Origin of the sequence: Bacillus sp. FSL W8-0848 (assembly GCF_038007805.1) — a bacterium.
Taxonomy (GTDB): domain Bacteria; phylum Bacillota; class Bacilli; order Bacillales; family Bacillaceae; genus Bacillus; species Bacillus glycinifermentans.
In genome coordinates this window covers 1,105,342-1,122,441 of sequence record NZ_JBBOYB010000001.1, presented here as the reverse complement: position 1 = coordinate 1,122,441, position 17,100 = coordinate 1,105,342, and the positions used below count along the sequence as shown (strand labels likewise).

Sequence of the window (17,100 nt, the reverse complement as noted above, 5' to 3'; positions counted from 1 at the left end):
GCCGCATGGGCCGTCTTTTTTAACCGATAATAACTCTTTCTTTTGGATAATGATAATTCGCTTCGCTTTCTTTTCTTCCGATCAAATAAAGCAATGTTACAATTCCGATCCGGCCGATGAACATCAGGATCATGATGACGATTTTGCCCGTCGTGCTCAGATCGGCCGTGATCCCCAGTGATAAACCGGTCGTACCGAAAGCTGAACAAACTTCAAACAGGATTTCCAATAAAGTGTGTCGTTCTGTGGCCGTCAGGATGAGTGTCGAACATAGCACCAAGAGCACGGCAACCATCGTTACGACAAGCGATTTCATTAAATCGGACTGGTGAAGCTCCCTTTTGAAAATTTTTACCGATTTGTTTCCTCTGGCAAAATGGAATAAAGCCAGCAGGTTTAAAGCGAACGTTGTCGTTCTGATCCCCCCGCCGACAGAGCTCGGCGAGGCGCCGATAAACATCAGGATGCACATAAACAATACCGTTGTATCCGTAAAGTGGCTGATGTCCATTGTCGCGAGTCCCCCGCTTCGCGTCGCCGCGGATTGAAAGAGCGAGAAGAACAATATTTCATGCCACGATTTTCCTAAAAATGAAAAGCGGGCTTCCATGACATAAATGCCGACTGCTCCCCCGAAGATTAGGAGGAAAAAAGTGACTGTCGTCAGCTTTGTAAATAAGCTGAAAGTAAATTTTCGTTCCCTGCTGAACAGAAAATCCTTCACTTCGGTCAGAACGGGAAATCCGATCGCTCCGAAAATGAGCAGCAGGATCACGATGAACTGGACAAAATAATCGTGGCGATACGGAATCATCGAATCGCCTGTAATGTCAAATCCCGCGTTCGTCGTCGCGCTGATGCTGGTGAAAAAACCGTGTATAAATGCTTCTCCTGGCGAATCAAAATATTTCAGAAAATAAGTGCCGAGGATCAGCCCGCCGAAAAACTCAATGGCAACAATCAGAATCAGCACATGCTTCATCAGCTTGACAACCCCTGATAAATTGGACTGGTTCTGGTCTGTCATGATGAGACGGCGCTCTTTCAAGCCGATTCGTTTTCCGAATATGAGCCAGACAAAAGTACCGAGCGTCATGATGCCGATCCCGCCGAATTGGAGTACAAACGCCAATATCCAAATCCCCGCCGTGCTGAATGTATCGGCTGTATCAACTACTGTCAAGCCTGTCACGCTCACGGCGCTTACCGCGGTAAACAGCGCATCCATAAATGACCAATCCACGCCATCTTGATGCGCAATGGGGAGGCTTAATAGCATCACGGAAACCGAAACCGCCAAAAAATAATAGAGCGCAATCAGCTGTACTGGCGACAGAACACGCAAAAGCTTGTTTAATAAAACCTTCATAATCGTTCCTTCTTTTTATTAGTTGTTTCATCATCTTCTGTATAACGTGTTCCATTTTAAATGAAACATTCTGTCGTGTACAGAAGCTTTTGGATTTTTGTATATAAAAATCCCCCCTTTTTCAAGGAGGGATTTCCAAAAGCTTTATTTTGCTTCAAGACGGCGGATTCTGTCATGTAAATCAGGATGGGTTGAGAAAAGCGATGTATGCTTTTTCCCATTGATTTTCAATGTTGCAACAGACGCCTGTTCGTCTTTGATTCTTGACGTATAACGCTCAAGAGAACGAAGCGCGTGGATCATCTTGTCCTTGCCGGCAAGGTCTGCCCCGCCTCTGTCCGCATGGTATTCACGGTGCCGCGAATACGCGAAGACGACAAGGCTTCCAAGGATGGAAAAGGCAATTTGGAAGACAATGACCGCGATAAAGTGAACGATCGGCGCAAGCTCTTCACGGACAACCCGTGATACCGCCCATGCGGCAATCCTTGCGAAGAAGACGACGAACGTATTGACGATACCTTGAAGCAGGGTCATCGTCACCATATCGCCGTTGGCGATGTGTGCGACTTCATGGGCGAGCACGCCTTCGACGGCCGCATCGTCCATTTCCTGAAGAAGTCCTGTAGACACGGCGACCAGCGAGCGGTTTTTAGACGGTCCGGTCGCAAACGCGTTTACTTCAGGGGAATGGTAAATCCCGACTTCCGGCATTTTCGTCAGCCCGGCAGCGCGCGCCAGTTTGTGAACGCGGTCAACCAATTGCTGTTCCTCAAAGCTGAGCGCATCTTTCTTCGGATTTAACACCTGAACGCCCATTGCCATTTTTGCCATCCATCTCGACATCAAGAGCGACATGAAAGATCCGACAAAACCGACGACGGCGCTGAAGACGAGAAGCGCGGCGATGTCAATGCCTCCGCCTGATGTAAAATACGTCCCGACGCCTGTCAGCGAACCGATGATGGACAAGACGATACCGATTGTCGTAATGACCAAAATGTTCGATAATAGAAAGAGAAGGATTCTTTTTCCCATAATTACCTCCGTGTTACAATAAGATCAAATGAACTCGTATAATAAAATTATAAGGCATTGATTTGAAAATGCAAGCGATAAGACGTAAGATAATGTGTGATGTTTGCTATTTTATTTTTTATGACATAATGAGGTGGATCCATGGAACCTTTTAAACTGACTCGCCTGGAAATGGCCAAGCTGATGTATTCGCTGAAAGGGCAGCTGGATATAAGCCCGCTCGCAATCGTGCTGAAATCGGCCGACATGACGGTCGATGAAGCGGAACATCATATAAAAATCCCTGAATTCATCATCCGATACGAACGCAAAAAGCAAAAAACCGAACACGGGCTTTCCACAAACGAAATTGTCGAGCTCGGCAATTTGTGTGAACTGACATCTTTAAAATCAACCGCGATTCAAAACTGGATCAAGCGCGATATCAAAGATTTGATGGGCCATCCGGAACTCGGCAAAAAGTATTCCATCGACCAAGCCGTCATCCTTCTTATTGTACGGGATTTAAAATCGGTTTATGACTTTGAAACGATCAGGCCCATTTTAAAAATGATTTTCAATACGATTACCGACCGGTCTGACGATATCGTCAGTCCGCTACGCTTTTATGAAGGCTATGCACGCGTTCTTGATCTTGTGCATCAGAGAGACGATTTTGTGCGCAAAGAGGCGACGATGGAAACGATCGTCTATCAGGAGACTGACCGCATGCGGGATTATTACAAAGAGCTTGCAGAACCTGAATGGAAGAAAACGAGGGACATCACGGCGGTTACCGTGCTTTCCGTGATCGCTTCCCATATTCAGGCGACGGCGCAGGCAGTGATCGATGACGTATTTGCCAAACACTCCGCAACATAATGTTTTACGTTACGCCCGGCTGCCGAAAGCCGGGCGTTTTTCGTACAGGCTTCAACAATTGCCAGCATAAAAAGCCCCTGTCCATTTCAAACTAAACAAGCAGTACACTAAGAAAAAGGAGTTGAAAGCATGGCAAGAACAAATAAATTGATTGTCCCTGGGGCAGAGCAAGTACTGGACCAATTCAAAAACGAAATTGCCCAAGAATTCGGCGTGCAGCTCGGTTCAGATTCAGTCGCTCGCTCAAATGGATCTGTAGGCGGGGAAATGACAAAACGTCTTGTACGGCAGGCACAAGCTCAGCTAAGCGGAAATACCGACAAATAAATACCTCCTGAATTATTCGCCGGGACTGCTCGGCGGATATTCTTGATTCCATTGATCAGATGGCTTTTTCTCCTTTTGCATCGGAGGCTTATTTTGATTATGGCTCTCTCTGCCGGAACCATTTTTCGAATTTCCTTTCTCCGGCTGCTGACCGTCTTTGTCATTATGGTATTTTTTTTGAGGGTTTTGATTTTTTGGGGTATTTGTCTCCTCTTCTTTCTTTGTATCCTGATCAGATTCGTTTTGATCCTGACCTGAAGGTTTATCGGCATTCGGCTGATCTTCCGTATCGGAATCTTCATCATCCGTATTTTGCTCTGTCTGATCTTCTTCTTTTACGGCTTTGTCTTTTTCAGTTTTTTCGGCATCTTCCTGATTTTGGCCGTCCTTTTCGGCTTCTTCCTGTTCGGCTTCCGGTTTTGGATCTTGCGATTCGTTTTTATGAGAGCGGATGTAGCGTCCGGTAGAAACGCCTTCCTTCTGCGCTTTTGCGCGTGTATCAAGATCAGACTCTACGGCTTCCATTTTATAGTTCTGCTCCTCATACTTTTTTGCGACGTCGTCGATCTCGCTATTAACCGTTGCTTTATATGTATCATCATCATTATTTTCATAAACTGTTGTGATCAATACTTCTTTTGATTCTTTGACATATCCTTGTTTATCGCTGTCCTCTACGATTTCGCTGACGACCTCTTTAAAATCTGTATTTTCCCAATTTTCAATACTCCCTAATAAGTCCTTTCCATCCTGATTTAGCGGGACCAAGTCGACGACTTCGCAGTTTTTGTTAAGGGTCAATTCAAAGCTGGGATTAATGTCGATCGTCATATAAGCGTACGCTTTGTTGTTCAAAGCATCGGGAATGATCATAAAAGCGAGCAGCATGATCGCCGCGATTGAGAAAACGCCGGCTTTTAACGGGCGAAGGGCAAGCAAATCAAAAAAACCAGCGCGCCTCCTTGACATTCTGGTCTCCGCGGGAAACGTAATCTCCTGACCGATTTCATAATCTTCCTCCGTCTTTTTTGCTTTTAAAAATTGTCCGTCAGGGGTTAGCAATGTGACGAATTTTTTATTTTTTTCTACAATAATCCCTCTTCTCATGAGTTGAGCACCCCTTTTAGATAATCTTTAAGGTAAATATAATCGCCGGTTATAATGATGACCATGGCGATGATATACTTACGGTTTCTTTCAACTGTTTTTCTGCTTACAGCCACCAGCTTTTCAAGCTGTTTAACGGGCAGCTGCTTTTTTTGAAACAAAATGTCCAGCAAGTCTTCATGCTCGACAAGCGTCAGCGCCACTTTGATGGCGTTTTGCCTTGCATCCGTATGTTTCGGAGAATTCTCCAGCAAATCTGAAAAAGATAGGCCGAAGCTTTTCAGTCTTCCTTTAAAATGCAGAATTTCCTCCCGCCTCTGTTCCTGTTCGAGCTGGCGGTTGAATTCGTTTATGGAAAGCTCAGCTTCAATCACGCTTTGAGACGATTCCTGCTCTTCTCCTTCTTGTAAATCCATGTTTATATTTTGTGCGTTTCTAGCTTCTTTTCTTATATAGTCAATGACTTTTCGCTTAATGATGAGTTCGGCGAATGCAAGCAGGGAATTCCCCTTTTCAGACGAATATTTTTCAATGGCTTCATTAAAAGCGATCAAGCCAATGCTGAATTCATCATCTTTTTCATCTATATATCGTTTGCACACGGATGAAACCGTTTTAGCCACAAAAGGCTTGTACTGCTCGATAAGCTCGTTTTGCAACTGCTGATTTCCTTTTTGTATGCTTATCACAGACTCTTCTAATGTCGGTTTCTTCTTCCCTGTCTTAAACAAAAGGCTAAGCACTGGTTTCACCTCAGTTCCTCCCTATACTACTCATTTATGATAGCTAATTTGATAGGGATTCGCAAAGGAGAAAAGGTGGAATTCATTTCTATTTTTCAAATATGACAGTCATTTGCATGATCTTATAGATCAATTCGATATATCTTTGAGGATTAGGGGGGTTTTTCTTTTGTTTTTGTAACATCTCTGTTAATAAAATGAAATGATATTTCGATGAAACCCGACAATATTCGTACATAAAAAAGCCGCCGGCGTTATGCCGGCGGCTTTTGTGTTATTCTTGCACAGCCCGTTTTTCTTGTTTTTTCGGGTTTGTCAGGAACCATCCTCCAAGGGCGATGGCGATCAGCACGGCCCAGAAGATAAGTTTCCATGTGCCTGAATGGATGAAATGCTCGGATACGATATGGATTTGCGGATGTGCAAGCGTATAGAGCGTCAGTTTGACGCCGACCCAGCCGACGATCAGGAAAGCAGCCGTTTCCAGGCTCGGACGTTTCTTCAATACATTGACAAATGCACTTGCAGCAAAACGCATGATGACAAGTCCTATGATACCTCCGGCCAAGATGACGATAAATTGCCCGCCGTCAAGCCCGCCGATTTGCGGAAGGTTTGTCGCAGGAAGCGTAACAGCGAGCGCCACCGCGGCTAAACTAGAGTCTACTGCAAAGGCGATATCCGCCAGTTCGACTTTTATAACAGTCGGCCAAAAACCGCCTTTTTTCGTTTCCTTCGCTTTTTCCTCTTTTTTCAGAACATGGGTTTTTACGATATGATGGATCGAAATGTACAGCAGATAAACGGCTCCGATCGCTTGAACCTGCCATACGTTCACAAGGAAAGAGATGGCGAACAGTGCGCCGAATCTCATCGCAAACGCGCCGGCCAGCCCGTAAAAGAGCGCTTTTTTTCTTTCTTTTTCCGGCAAGTGTTTAACCATGACCGCCATAACGAGTGCGTTGTCTGCCGCCAAAATCCCTTCCAGCCCGACTAAAATGAGAAGAACCCAACCGTATTCCAGTAACAATGCTGCATCCATATAATATCTCCTCCTAAGTGATTGTCTCTTTCTCTTATTCCCGCTAATGCGGCAGGGTATTTTCGGCAAACAAAAAAGACCTCTGCCAACATTAGGCAAAGGTCTTGCTAGACATGGTCATTGATTAAAACATGCCAACAAAGCCGATGGATGAACATCCATGAAATGACGACTTTGTTTCCGGTTTACATCCGGACGCTACTCCCCTTTGGGAAAAAGAAAAAATATTGAATTATAAGATAATAGTAACCTCGGAACGTTCTGCTGTCAATCCCTATTTTTATCTAGAAAAGGAGGTGTTGCTTTGATTTTGTTTCTCCTGTTTTTCCAAAATAGATACAGAACAAACAGAACGACAATAGCGATCCCGATCGGAAGAAGGTACCCGTCCAGCAGGCTGCCGACATTTTTCCAGTTTTCGCCTAGATAAAAGCCTAAATAGACGTATACGAACGTAATCGGCGTAATCGCGAAGAATGTATAAATGCAAAAGGCCCATACATTCATTTTCGCAAGCCCGCACGGAATCGAAATAAGCGTTCTGATACCGGGAATAAACCGGCCGCTGAACGCGACAAAACCGCCGTGTTTCTCAAAAAAGCGGTCAGCTTTATCAAGCGCCTCGGGCTTGATGAAAAAGTATTTGCCGTATCGTTCTAAAAATGGACGTCCTCCGTATCTGCCGAGCCAGTAAAGAGTCAGCGGTCCGACGACACCGCCGAGCGATCCTGCCAGAACGACGCCCCACAGAGACATGTCGCCTTGATAGACCCAATATCCGGCAAGCGGAAGGACGATTTCGGCGGGGACGAATTCGATGCACAGCGCCAAAAAAATGCCGAAATACGATAGACTTTTAAATGCTTCTGCCATTGATAAAATCAATTCTTCGATATCGATCACAACCTTTAAACGATTGATAAATTTCAAGTTCTAAAGAACGCACAAAATGATTTTAACACATTCAGCCTACTTGAGAAAATGCCTTTATGAGGCCGGGAGGATATGATCGTCCATTGGCGAATATCATCATATGTAGTATAATTCACAAATTATAGCGAATGCCGATTTTCCCCGGCAGTCGCCTTTACACGTCAAGTATACGGTTTCTATTTTACATCCTCAGAAAAAGGCGGAGAAAAAAGTGACACAAGTTTCAGGTGATTATAATGGATGGCTGATTGTTATATCATATATCACGGCGGTTTTGGCAGCCTATACGGCCCTTGATTTATCCGAACGGGTCGTACATACGAAAGGCTGGAAAAGCAAAGGGTGGCTTTTGGCCGGCTCCTTGACGATGGGGCTTGGCATCTGGTCCATGCACTTTATCGGCATGATCTCGTTTCAAACCGAGGCTGCCATGACGTACGATTTTTGGCTTGTCATGCTGTCGATTGTTGTCGCCTTCAGCGGTGCCCTCGTATCATTTTACGTGATAAACGGAAAGGACATGCCGGGTTTAAGGCTTTGGGCCGCCAGTTTTGCAATGGGTGTCGCCATCGCATCGATGCACTTCATCGGGATGGAGTCGATGGAAAACATAGAGATCGTCTATCATCCCGTTCTTTATACGGCATCATTCGCGATTGCCATTACAGCCTCTTTTGCCGCCTTGAAGCTATCGCGTATATTCGCGAAAAAAAGAGGTTCCTTTCGGACTCTGTTTTATAAAGTCGGAAACGCGCTTCTAATGGGCGGTGCGATTTCAGGCATGCACTACACCGGGATGGCGGCGGCAACGCTTTACATGCGGCATGGAATCGGCCGCGAACACGGGGAAATGGATACGGTCCAATTAGGGATTGCGATCGTCATCTTCACCCTTTTGCTTCAGGCTCTTTTGATTTTCGGCGCGTTTCACGACAAGCGCCTGCTGATTCAAACCGAAAAAGTCCGGGACAACGAAGAGCGATTTCAATCTTTGATCAACTACAACATTGATCCGATCTATGTTTTCTCGCTTGAAGGACGCATGCTTTTCGCCAATTCGTCCGGATGCAGGCTTCTGAAAAAGATGGGTATAGAAACCCCCGCCATGCTCTCGTCTGCTTTTCCGCATGAAGAGCGTGAAAGGCTTCTCGGCTGGTTTCATCAGGTGAAAAGCGAAAAGCAAGCGCTCAATCGCGATACGCAAATCACGCTGTACGGCAAACAGTTCGACTTAAATCTGACGCTGATTCCCGTTTATGTCAGACAGAAGCTTGACAGCATATATCTCATCTGCAAAGATATGACAATTCAGCGCGAAGCCGAACGAAAAATTCACCGAATGGCCCATTACGACGCTTTAACGGACTTGCCGAACAGGAGGTACGCATGTATCCATTTGGAAAATGTCCTCCATCAACATAGCGGAAACACAGCCGTTTTGTTTTTGGACTTAAACCGCTTTAAAGAATTTAATGACGCCCTTGGCCACGACATCGGAGACTTGCTGCTGATCGAAGCTTCAAAGCGCTTGGCGGAATGTGTGCCTGAACAAGGGTTTATTGCGCGCTTGGGCGGAGATGAATTCATTATCATTATCCCGGCAGACCCGCGAAAAGAAAACATCGACAGGCTGGCACAAAAATTGATCCGGCAGTTTGAAACGGCTTTTCATATTAAAGAACACAGGCTGAAAACGTCTGTCAGCATCGGTATTGCGATCTCTCCGCTCGACGGAACGGACGGCGAGGAGCTGATGAAAAAAGCGGATATGGCTATGTACGCCGTAAAAGAAAAAAATAAAAGCAGGTATCAGTACTTTTCTCCATCGATCAAAAAGCAGCCTGATATGAAAGAGTCGCTTATCCTGATGTATGTTCCTCAATTCAGCGTTTCTACACAAAAAGTGGCGGGGGCAGAAGCGGTCTGCCTCAATACAGCAGATGCGGCGATTCGCCACCCTGAGGACATGACGGCAGAATTGGGGAAATGGATGATCGATGAAGCCTGCCGGCAGGCCAAAAAATGGCATGACAGCGGCACACCGCTGACCGTACCCGTAAACGTGCCGCCCCGGCACTTCGAATCCGACCGGTTCATACGCGATTTCGAAGAATGCTTGGCTACGCACCGGCTCCCGCCCGGATTGATTGAAGCGGAAGTCACCGAATCCATGATTATGGATCATTTGCCAGATTCAAAAAGAAAGCTCGTTTCATTAAAAAGGCTCGGAGTCGGAATCACGATTGACCATTTCGGAACCGGCAGCAGTTCTTTAACCGTCCTGCAAGACCTGCCCGTCGGCAAAATCAAAATCGACAAATCCTTCATTAAAGGGATTCCATCCGATTCGAAATCAGAACGGATGGCTGCAGCAATCATTTCATTCGCCCGCCACCTTTCATGGGAAACCGCCGCTGAAGGAGCCGAAACCGCGGAGCAGAAAGAATGGTTATCGGCAAAAGGCTGCAGCGTTTTCCAGCGGGCCCCCGGCCTTATCCTTTCCGCTGAGGAAATGGAGAAGCTCTTATCTGAACAGAGCAGCATTCGGGTTTAAACCTGAATGCTTTTTGTTTTGAATCCATAAGTTACTATTCATGAAACAATCTGCCCCGAGGAATCACTAAAGAAAAAAGGAGTTGGACCGATGCATACGATGTGGAAAGGCTCGATCAGCTTTGGTCTTGTCAACATCCCGGTGAAACTGTTTGCAGCGACGGAAGATAAAGACGTGAAATTGCGCTCGCTTCACAAAGAATGCCGCGCCCCAATCAAATACGAAAAAAAATGCACAAACTGCCATGAGGATGTGGCTCCTGAGGATATCGTCAAGGGATACGAATATGTAAAAGGCAAATTTGTCGTATTAACGGATGAAGAGCTGAAACAGCTTAAAGAAGAACAGGAAGAGAAATCGGTGGAAATCGTCGACTTTGTACAATTAAAAGAAATCGATCCGATCTACTTCAACCGTTCATATTTCGTCGGACCGGGAGACAACGGCACAAAAGCGTACACCCTGCTTCGGGAAGCGCTGAGAAAGACAGAAAAAATCGGAATCGCCCACATCACCATCCGCTCGAAGAAACAGCTCGCCATCCTTCGCGTATACGAAAACTGCATTTTAATGGAATCGATCCACTATCCTGATGAAGTACGGAACTCTGCCCACGTTCCCGGCGTTCCTGAAGAAACGGAGGTCAATCAAAAAGAGCTGCAAACGGCGATTTCGCTCATCGATGAGCTCACGACCTCATTTGCGCCTGAACAATACGAGGACACTTACAGAATCGCGGTCATGGATAAAATCAAAGAAAAAATCGATCAAAACGAAGGCGTCACGCCAAGTGCGGCCGCCGCTCCGCGGGATGATGTCATCGATCTCGTCAGCGCCCTTCAGGCAAGCATCGAACGGACGAAAGCTCCGAGAAAACAGGAAGCTGCAAAAACGAAAGGAGCGGAGGACAAAAAACGAAAAACCTCGCGCAAAAAAGCCTCCGAAGCAAAATAACAGATGGCCATTACAATGCAGCCCGTCCTTACGTCCGTGCCTCCTTCGGGCGAAATGTGGCGGTATGAAACAAAGTATGACGGCTACCGGGCGCTGTTGACCGTTTCAAAAACAGAAGTCTCCTTGATCAGCAGAAACGGCCAGCCTTTGGACAGTCTCTTCCCGGAAATTGCGATGTTTGCCAAAAGAAAGCTGACCGCTCTTCACGATCACCTTCCTTTTACGCTCGACGGCGAAATCGTTTCTTTGACAAACCCCTTTCGTTCTAACTTTGAATACGTACAAAAAAGGGGCATGATGAAAAATCAGGATCTGATCGAAAAAGCGGCCGAAAAAAAACCGTGCCACTATCTCGCCTTTGACCTGCTGACTTACGAAGGAAAAACGATGACTTCATCACCTTATACAGAGCGAAAGCAAAAGTTATCCGGCCTGCTTGAGGGCCTTGGACTTCCGATGGCGCCCGATCCCCGTTCGAGTGAACGGATTCAATTGATCCCGGAGACGTCGGATTTTGATTCGCTTTGGAGCTCGGTCAAAAGGTTTGACGGTGAAGGAATTGTTGCGAAGAAAAAAGACAGCCGGTGGCTCGAAAATAAAAAGACAGCCGAGTGGCTCAAGCTTAAAAACTATAAAAGAGCCGCCGTTTTTATGACGGGGTATAACAAGGCAAACGGCTATATGTCGATCGCTGTTTCCGACCGCGGACAAATCAGGGAAATAGGTTCTGTGTCTCACGGGCTCGGAGAACAGGAAAGGAACGCCATTCTCGCCATCGTAGCCGAATACGGAACCGAAACAAAGGCCGGAGAATATGTCATCGACCCTTCCATTTGCTTGACTGTACATTATTTAACGATTCATTTCGGCACGCTTCGCGAGGTATCGTTTGTCTCTTTTGAATTTGATATGACGTGGGAGGAATGCACGTATACACGGCTTCTGCTTCATTCAAGAAATGTTCACCCGTCATTGCAGCTGACAAGCCTTGACAAGGTGATTTTTCCGGAAAGCAACAAAACGAAAGCCGATTATGTCAGCTATATAACCGAAATCGGCGATGTTCTGCTTCCTTTTTTGGAAAACCGCGCGCTTACTGTGATCCGCTATCCGCACGGGGCGGGCGGAGAATCTTTTTTTCAAAAAAATAAGCCTGATTACGCCCCGGAGTTTGTGACATCCGTCAAAGATGATGAGCACGAACACATCGTCTGCCGTGACTACTCCGTTTTGTTTTGGCTTGCCAATCAGCTTGCGCTCGAATTTCACATCCCTTTTCAAACGGTCGATACCGAAAATCCGACCGAAATCGTCTTCGACCTTGATCCTCCGTCGAAATCGGAATTTCCGCTGGCTGTCCGCGCTGCGGAAGAGCTCCGCCGTTTATTTGAGCAGCTCGGCCTCGTTTCTTTTCCGAAGCTGTCCGGGAACAAAGGGATACAAATTTATATACCGATTTCAAAAAACGCGTTTACGTATGAAGACACCCGCCTATTCACAAGCTTTGCCGCATCATACTGCGTCTCGCTTTTTCCAGATCTGTTCACAACAGAACGGCTGATAAAAAACAGGGGCGGAAAACTTTACATCGACTATGTACAGCACGCGCCGGGCAAAACGATCATCTGCCCGTATTCGGCAAGGGGAAATGAGCTCGGCACGGTCGCAGCTCCGCTTTATTGGGAAGAAGTCGGCGAAAAGCTGTCTCCCGCCGATTTTACAATGGAGGCTGTCGTAAAACGGACAAAAGAAATAGGATGCCCTTTCGAAAGTTTTTTCAGACAGCCCCAGGATAAACAGATCAAAGCGATTCTCGATCACTTGAAAGAAACCGGGCGGGCGGAAAGCTGACGATCAGCGAAACAAAAGGTGCTGGCTGTGAATTCCGGCTTTTTTCAGCAAAGCCATCAGCTGTTCCTGCTCTTCTTTTGTCAGACCCGAAAACGCCCGCGCGATTCTCAAGGAGTGGATCGGATAAATCTCGTCAAGATAAGTTTTGCCCTTTTCCGTCAAGCTTGCGTAAACGGATCGTTTATCCTTTGGATCCTGCTCTCGTTTGATGAAACCGTTTTTCTCCAGTTTGTCGATCACATACGTTACGTTCCCGCTTACAAGGAGCAGCCTGGAACCGATTTGCTGCAGCTTTTGGGCACCCCTTGTATACAAAAGCTCCAACACAGCAAATTCCGTAGGGTTAAAGCCGTGTTCTTTGCTGTCCCGTATACTATGCTCTGAAATGCTTTTAAAAGCCCTGGCAAAAACCTTGTACAATGACATAGCGCGGTGAACTTCTTCCTCATTAAACGAAAGTCTCATATCATCTACCTCTTATACAATTTTCTTAAATGAATACAGGAAAATGAAAACCCTTACAAACATAGCAAAAAAAGGGCGGTATTTTCCTCTATTCAATATGTATTATATTTTCGTTATACGAAAGAAAACTCCTTCTTATTTTTTTTAACATATTAAAAAGAAGCCCGCATTTTTCAAAACGTCTTGTTTTGAAAAGGGGCTTTATTTTTGCGGAAAAAATAAAAATATTCGTTTCGGAGCTCCGAAATCGTCATTCTCTTTACATGATCCCGATTATATACACCAATTGAAATCAATTTTTCCGAATAGTGGTTCCGTTCTTTTTCCAATGCAAGTTTCAATAATTTACTCATGGTTTCTCCTTTCATTTTGGTGTATCCTTTAAGTCAAGAATACCCCTTGTTTGTTAAGGCAATATGAAGATCACGTTAAAATTGACCCACCTCCTTTAGGGCTTTAAGAGGATTTCCGGCAAAGGCCGTTCTGCACCGCCCTGAGAAGCGGAAATGCATCGTTTCCGGCGAGCTTCATTAAAGTCTCCAGCAGCTCATCCCTTTTGATGTCCAATGCGACGATTTCTTTAGCGAGTGAGACGGCTTTGTGTTCTTTCATGAATATATTCCTCCTAATCAGAGCTATAGCCAAAGCATACAGGAGTGATCCTCTGGCCGCACCCTTTCTGTAAACTTTTCTTCCGTGTTTTTTAAAAAATCCCTTAATCTATGTTAGATTTTCTGACAAATGGCAGTTTTTTTATCGCATTTTCTTATATAATACAAAAAAAGTCATCTTAGGGGTGGGAAAATGACAGTCGAAGATCTTTCTTATAAGGATAAAAAAGTGATTTCCATCGGCATCGTCAGCGAGCTGACGGGCTTATCGGTGCGGCAGATCCGCTACTACGAAGAACGGAAACTGATCTATCCGCATCGCTCATCAAGGGGCACGAGAAAATATTCTTTCACAGATGTGGAACGGCTGATGGATATTGCAAACAAACGCGAGGACGGCGTTCAAACGGCGGAGATCCTCAAGGATATGCGCAAAAAAGAGCAGAGCTTAAAAAACGACCAGCAGCTGAGGAAAAAAATGCTCGAGGGGCAGCTTAACGCCCATTTTAAATACAGAAACCGTTAAAAAAACGAATCGTTTGTCACACGATTCGTCCTCACTGCTCGCCGGCTATATGCCCGATATAGTCTATCATGACACCCTTGTCTGGATCATTGCGGATGCGAAACGCGATTTTTCCGGGCTCTCCGCTTTTCGTCTTGTATGATGCATGAAACACGTGGATGCTTCCTTCAGACATTTGAAAGTCATCCTTATTAAGCCCGGAAATCCCCCATTTCCTTTTTGCTTTAAGGACTTCTTCAGGCAAAGGGTTCGCACCTTCGACATAAAGCTGTTTCATTTTCGGCAGATCGTCTTCTATGATGGCCTCAAGCATGTCTTCAGCGGCAGCAAGCCGCCGGTCTTTTCCTTCATCTCCATTCTGATCCTGGCAGCCGGCGATGACGGCGAAAGCCAGGCACAACATGACCGCGACGAATTTTTGCATGTCCCAATCCCCCTTCTCTCGCCTAAATATATAAAACGTTCTTGAAGCCTGGCAAGTAAAAAACCCTCCTTGAAAGGAGGGCTTACGGTTATAAAGCATGAATAAAAGCAGTTGCAATGCCGAAGTAAATCAAAAGTGACAAAATGTCATTCAGCGTTGTAATCAGCGGACCTGATGCGATCGCAGGGTCGACTTTGCATTTGTGCAGAATGATCGGCACGATCGTTCCCGCCATCGTTCCGATGATAAGCGTTGCAAACAGCGATGTCCCTACGACAAATCCGAGCAGAAAATTGCCTTGCCAGACAATCGCGATTCCCGTAATGAAAACGGCGCACACCAAACCGATGATGATGCCGGTTCTCAGCTCGCGAAAAATTAAGCGGAAAATCGTTTTTTTGTTGAGTTCTTCCTTAGAAAGGCCTCTGATGACAACAGCCAATGACTGAGTGCCTGTATTTCCGGTCATCCCGGCGATCATCGGCATGAAAAATGCCAATGCGACAACACGCTGGAGCGTATCTTCAAAATAGCTCATAATGCTGCCGGATATCAAACCGATGAACAAGAGCAGAATCAGCCACGGCAGCCGGCGGTAAGCCGCCACGTACGATTTCGTATCAAACGTGATCGCTTTACCCGAAGCTGCGAATTTTTCGTAGTCTTCATTCGCTTCCTGGATGACGATGTCGATGATGTCGTCGACCGTCACGATCCCGACGAGCTTCTGGTCCTTTTCCACGACCGGAATCGCCAGAAAGTCGTAGCGTTCAATCAGCCTTGCAACTTCTTCCTGATCTTGAAGGGCTTCGGCAGAGATAACCCTTGTAAACATCAAATCCTGAACCTTTTCACCCGGTTCGGCCAAAATCAAGTCGCGGTACGATAATACGCCGACGAGCTGCTTTGCTTCATTAATGACGTATAAATAGTTGATCGATTCTGCGATCTCCGCAAAGCTTTTCAGCTTTACGACGGCTTCTTGCACCGTATAGTGCTGCGGAATCCATACAAAGCGGTTCGTCATGATTCTTCCCGCCGTTTCAGGCGGATAGTTCATCAGCACCTTGACCGCTTCAGATTCCTCCTCTTCCATGCTTGACAGAAGCTGCTCCTTGAGCTTCGGTTCCATTTCCTCGAGGAGCGCGGCGAGGTCGTCATTGTCCATTTTGTTCATGACATGAGCCGCTTTTTCTTTGCCGACTTTGTTCAAAACGGTGAGCTGTTCTTCTTTTTCGAGCTCGCCCATCAGATCGGTAATGTCTTCAACCGTTAAAAAAGACAGATACCGCCCGCGGTGTTTTTCAGGCATTTCTTTAAATATAATCGCCATATCGTAAGGCTGGAGTTCCTCTAACACGTTTTGAAACTCTTTGCGTTTTCCGTCTCTCAGCAAAATAATGATGCGTAATATCAGTTCATCATATGTCATGTTTTGTACCATGGCAAGCTGTACCTCCTTCTTAGGAGATCCGTAATCGCCATAGCGGAAGGTGCGGCGGTATCAGGATCTCCTCATATTGAATCAGTGTTTTGCGCTTGATGATGTTTCTCGTATGTTTAAACCGCCTCGAATGGGGAGAATCCATACTCACACCTCCTATTGTTTTCGTATTGGAAAATACGCTCTTTACTTTCCTCAAAAAATAAAAAAACACCTATTTCATGAGCATGAAGGTGTTAAAAGCCATACGTAATAAAACCCTAACGCCTTCAATCGTAGAGCTTTAGCACTGTATGGCATAGGCAAACGCGCCAGCTGCGTTAAAAATCACCTTATGTCGATGATTCTTGTTGACCCATTGGCGTCTTTGGACATTTTTGGGCAGCAGCGTATCTCCATACAGGAGCCTCACCTAACGAAGAGCTGTATTTACCGGACACAATGAGATTACAGAAAAAAAGGGTGCCTGTCAATAACAAAAACGGTTTTATCTCTTATCTATATGCACTTGTTTCCTTTTTCGCCAAAAATATCGTTAGGTGTGCCTTCCGAGCCCGCTATTTTTCTCTGCCGTCCGGAATATCTTCCTGCGAGAGAAAATGATAGTTTTCGTGCAGCAAAAGCGCATATTCCCCGTCAAACTTTGGGTGCGGCACGAATTCGGCTTCGTTGATCGACAGCGCATCCCGCTCGCGGGCTTCTTTTTCCTTCATATATAAAATATCTCCTTTTTTCATTATAGGATGTCCTTTTGCCCGCCGTAATATGAGACGCGATCAGGCCTTTTCGCTCATCAGATCAGCAAAACTCCCAATGATTCGACTTTTTTCCTCTATTATCTATATTTTTTG

Annotated in this window: 19 protein-coding genes and 2 riboswitches; of the genes, 6 read left to right on the top strand and 13 right to left on the bottom strand. The window is 45.8% G+C overall.

Going from position 1 to position 17,100, the window contains the following annotated elements; genetic code table 11:
- Positions 1–19: 19 nt before the first annotated feature.
- Both NSQ39_RS06000 and htpX read right to left on the bottom strand, forming a co-directional pair.
- On the bottom strand, positions 20–1,369 hold the full coding sequence (locus NSQ39_RS06000) for a TrkH family potassium uptake protein (RefSeq protein WP_175076260.1): 1,350 nt from the start codon (positions 1,367–1,369) through the stop codon (positions 20–22).
- 144 nt (positions 1,370–1,513) lie between these two features.
- Positions 1,514–2,407 carry a protease HtpX gene (htpX, locus tag NSQ39_RS05995; protein WP_175076261.1) on the bottom strand — a complete coding sequence of 298 codons (894 nt, stop codon included), beginning with the start codon at positions 2,405–2,407 and terminating at the stop codon, positions 1,514–1,516.
- A gap of 141 nt (positions 2,408–2,548) precedes the next feature.
- Between htpX and NSQ39_RS05990 the strand changes: the two genes are divergently transcribed.
- Positions 2,549–3,268, top strand: a complete 720-nt coding sequence (locus NSQ39_RS05990; protein WP_175076262.1) for a DUF1836 domain-containing protein — start codon at positions 2,549–2,551, stop codon at positions 3,266–3,268.
- 129 nt (positions 3,269–3,397) lie between these two features.
- Positions 3,398–3,595, top strand: coding sequence for an alpha/beta-type small acid-soluble spore protein (locus NSQ39_RS05985; RefSeq protein WP_046132453.1), 198 nt, complete (start codon positions 3,398–3,400; stop codon positions 3,593–3,595).
- A 12-nt stretch (positions 3,596–3,607) separates the two neighbouring features.
- On the opposite strand, the gene NSQ39_RS05980 is transcribed toward NSQ39_RS05985, so the two are convergent.
- The 4 genes from NSQ39_RS05980 to NSQ39_RS05965 form a co-directional block, all read right to left on the bottom strand.
- The gene (locus tag NSQ39_RS05980) at positions 3,608–4,702 is read right to left on the bottom strand and encodes an anti-sigma-I factor RsgI family protein (protein WP_341014416.1); all 1,095 of its coding nucleotides are present in this window, start codon (positions 4,700–4,702) and stop codon (positions 3,608–3,610) included.
- Positions 4,699–5,454, bottom strand: coding sequence for an RNA polymerase sigma factor SigI (gene sigI / locus NSQ39_RS05975; protein WP_175076264.1), 756 nt, complete (start codon positions 5,452–5,454; stop codon positions 4,699–4,701). Before sigI ends, NSQ39_RS05980 begins: the two co-directional genes overlap by 4 nt.
- Positions 5,455–5,719: 265 nt before the next feature.
- A complete protein-coding gene (locus tag NSQ39_RS05970; protein WP_341014415.1) occupies positions 5,720–6,487 on the bottom strand; it encodes a TerC family protein in 768 nt (255 codons plus the stop codon).
- A 50-nt stretch (positions 6,488–6,537) separates the two neighbouring features.
- Positions 6,538–6,706: riboswitch (yybP-ykoY riboswitch) on the bottom strand.
- Between the two features lie 48 nt (positions 6,707–6,754).
- Entirely contained in the window at positions 6,755–7,360 is a 606-nt protein-coding gene (locus tag NSQ39_RS05965; RefSeq protein ID WP_341016877.1) for a DedA family protein, read from the bottom strand.
- Positions 7,361–7,631: 271 nt separating this feature from the next.
- On the opposite strand from NSQ39_RS05965, the gene NSQ39_RS05960 reads away from it, so the two are divergent.
- The 3 genes from NSQ39_RS05960 to NSQ39_RS05950 all read left to right on the top strand — a co-directional run bounded on the left by NSQ39_RS05960 (position 7,632) and on the right by NSQ39_RS05950 (position 12,779).
- Positions 7,632–9,974, top strand: coding sequence for a diguanylate cyclase domain-containing protein (locus tag NSQ39_RS05960; RefSeq protein ID WP_341014414.1), 2,343 nt, complete (start codon positions 7,632–7,634; stop codon positions 9,972–9,974).
- A gap of 90 nt (positions 9,975–10,064) precedes the next feature.
- Entirely contained in the window at positions 10,065–10,928 is an 864-nt protein-coding gene (gene ku / locus NSQ39_RS05955; RefSeq protein ID WP_341014413.1) for a non-homologous end joining protein Ku, read from the top strand.
- A gap of 3 nt (positions 10,929–10,931) precedes the next feature.
- On the top strand, positions 10,932–12,779 hold the full coding sequence (locus NSQ39_RS05950) for a DNA ligase D (protein WP_341014412.1): 1,848 nt from the start codon (positions 10,932–10,934) through the stop codon (positions 12,777–12,779).
- Between the two features lie 3 nt (positions 12,780–12,782).
- Here NSQ39_RS05950 and NSQ39_RS05945 read toward each other — a convergent pair whose 3' ends face one another.
- The 3 genes from NSQ39_RS05945 to NSQ39_RS05935 form a co-directional block, all read right to left on the bottom strand.
- Entirely contained in the window at positions 12,783–13,244 is a 462-nt protein-coding gene (locus tag NSQ39_RS05945) for a MarR family winged helix-turn-helix transcriptional regulator (RefSeq protein WP_048354390.1), read from the bottom strand.
- Positions 13,245–13,417: 173 nt separating this feature from the next.
- Positions 13,418–13,597 (bottom strand): stress protein, encoded by a 180-nt coding sequence (locus NSQ39_RS05940; RefSeq protein ID WP_341014411.1) that lies wholly within the window; start codon positions 13,595–13,597, stop codon positions 13,418–13,420.
- A 103-nt stretch (positions 13,598–13,700) separates the two neighbouring features.
- Complete coding sequence (locus NSQ39_RS05935) at positions 13,701–13,856, bottom strand: hypothetical protein (RefSeq protein ID WP_341014410.1); 156 nt, start codon at positions 13,854–13,856, stop codon at positions 13,701–13,703.
- A gap of 192 nt (positions 13,857–14,048) precedes the next feature.
- Here NSQ39_RS05935 and NSQ39_RS05930 point away from each other — a divergent pair, with 192 nt between their 5' ends.
- Positions 14,049–14,381 carry a MerR family transcriptional regulator gene (locus NSQ39_RS05930; protein ID WP_175076268.1) on the top strand — a complete coding sequence of 111 codons (333 nt, stop codon included), beginning with the start codon at positions 14,049–14,051 and terminating at the stop codon, positions 14,379–14,381.
- Positions 14,382–14,412: 31 nt separating this feature from the next.
- Here NSQ39_RS05930 and NSQ39_RS05925 read toward each other — a convergent pair whose 3' ends face one another.
- The 4 genes from NSQ39_RS05925 to NSQ39_RS05910 all read right to left on the bottom strand — a co-directional run bounded on the left by NSQ39_RS05925 (position 14,413) and on the right by NSQ39_RS05910 (position 16,986).
- A complete protein-coding gene (locus NSQ39_RS05925; RefSeq protein WP_341014409.1) occupies positions 14,413–14,805 on the bottom strand; it encodes a hypothetical protein in 393 nt (130 codons plus the stop codon).
- An 88-nt stretch (positions 14,806–14,893) separates the two neighbouring features.
- The gene (mgtE, locus tag NSQ39_RS05920) at positions 14,894–16,249 is read right to left on the bottom strand and encodes a magnesium transporter (protein WP_341014408.1); all 1,356 of its coding nucleotides are present in this window, start codon (positions 16,247–16,249) and stop codon (positions 14,894–14,896) included.
- A gap of 19 nt (positions 16,250–16,268) precedes the next feature.
- Positions 16,269–16,394: a hypothetical protein gene (locus NSQ39_RS05915; RefSeq protein WP_341014407.1), complete on the bottom strand. Its 126-nt coding sequence runs from the start codon at positions 16,392–16,394 to the stop codon at positions 16,269–16,271.
- Positions 16,395–16,510: 116 nt separating this feature from the next.
- A riboswitch (M-box (ykoK) riboswitch) is annotated at positions 16,511–16,676 on the bottom strand.
- A 130-nt stretch (positions 16,677–16,806) separates the two neighbouring features.
- A complete protein-coding gene (locus NSQ39_RS05910; protein ID WP_341014406.1) occupies positions 16,807–16,986 on the bottom strand; it encodes a transcriptional regulator SplA domain-containing protein in 180 nt (59 codons plus the stop codon).
- Positions 16,987–17,100: the final 114 nt, after the last annotated feature.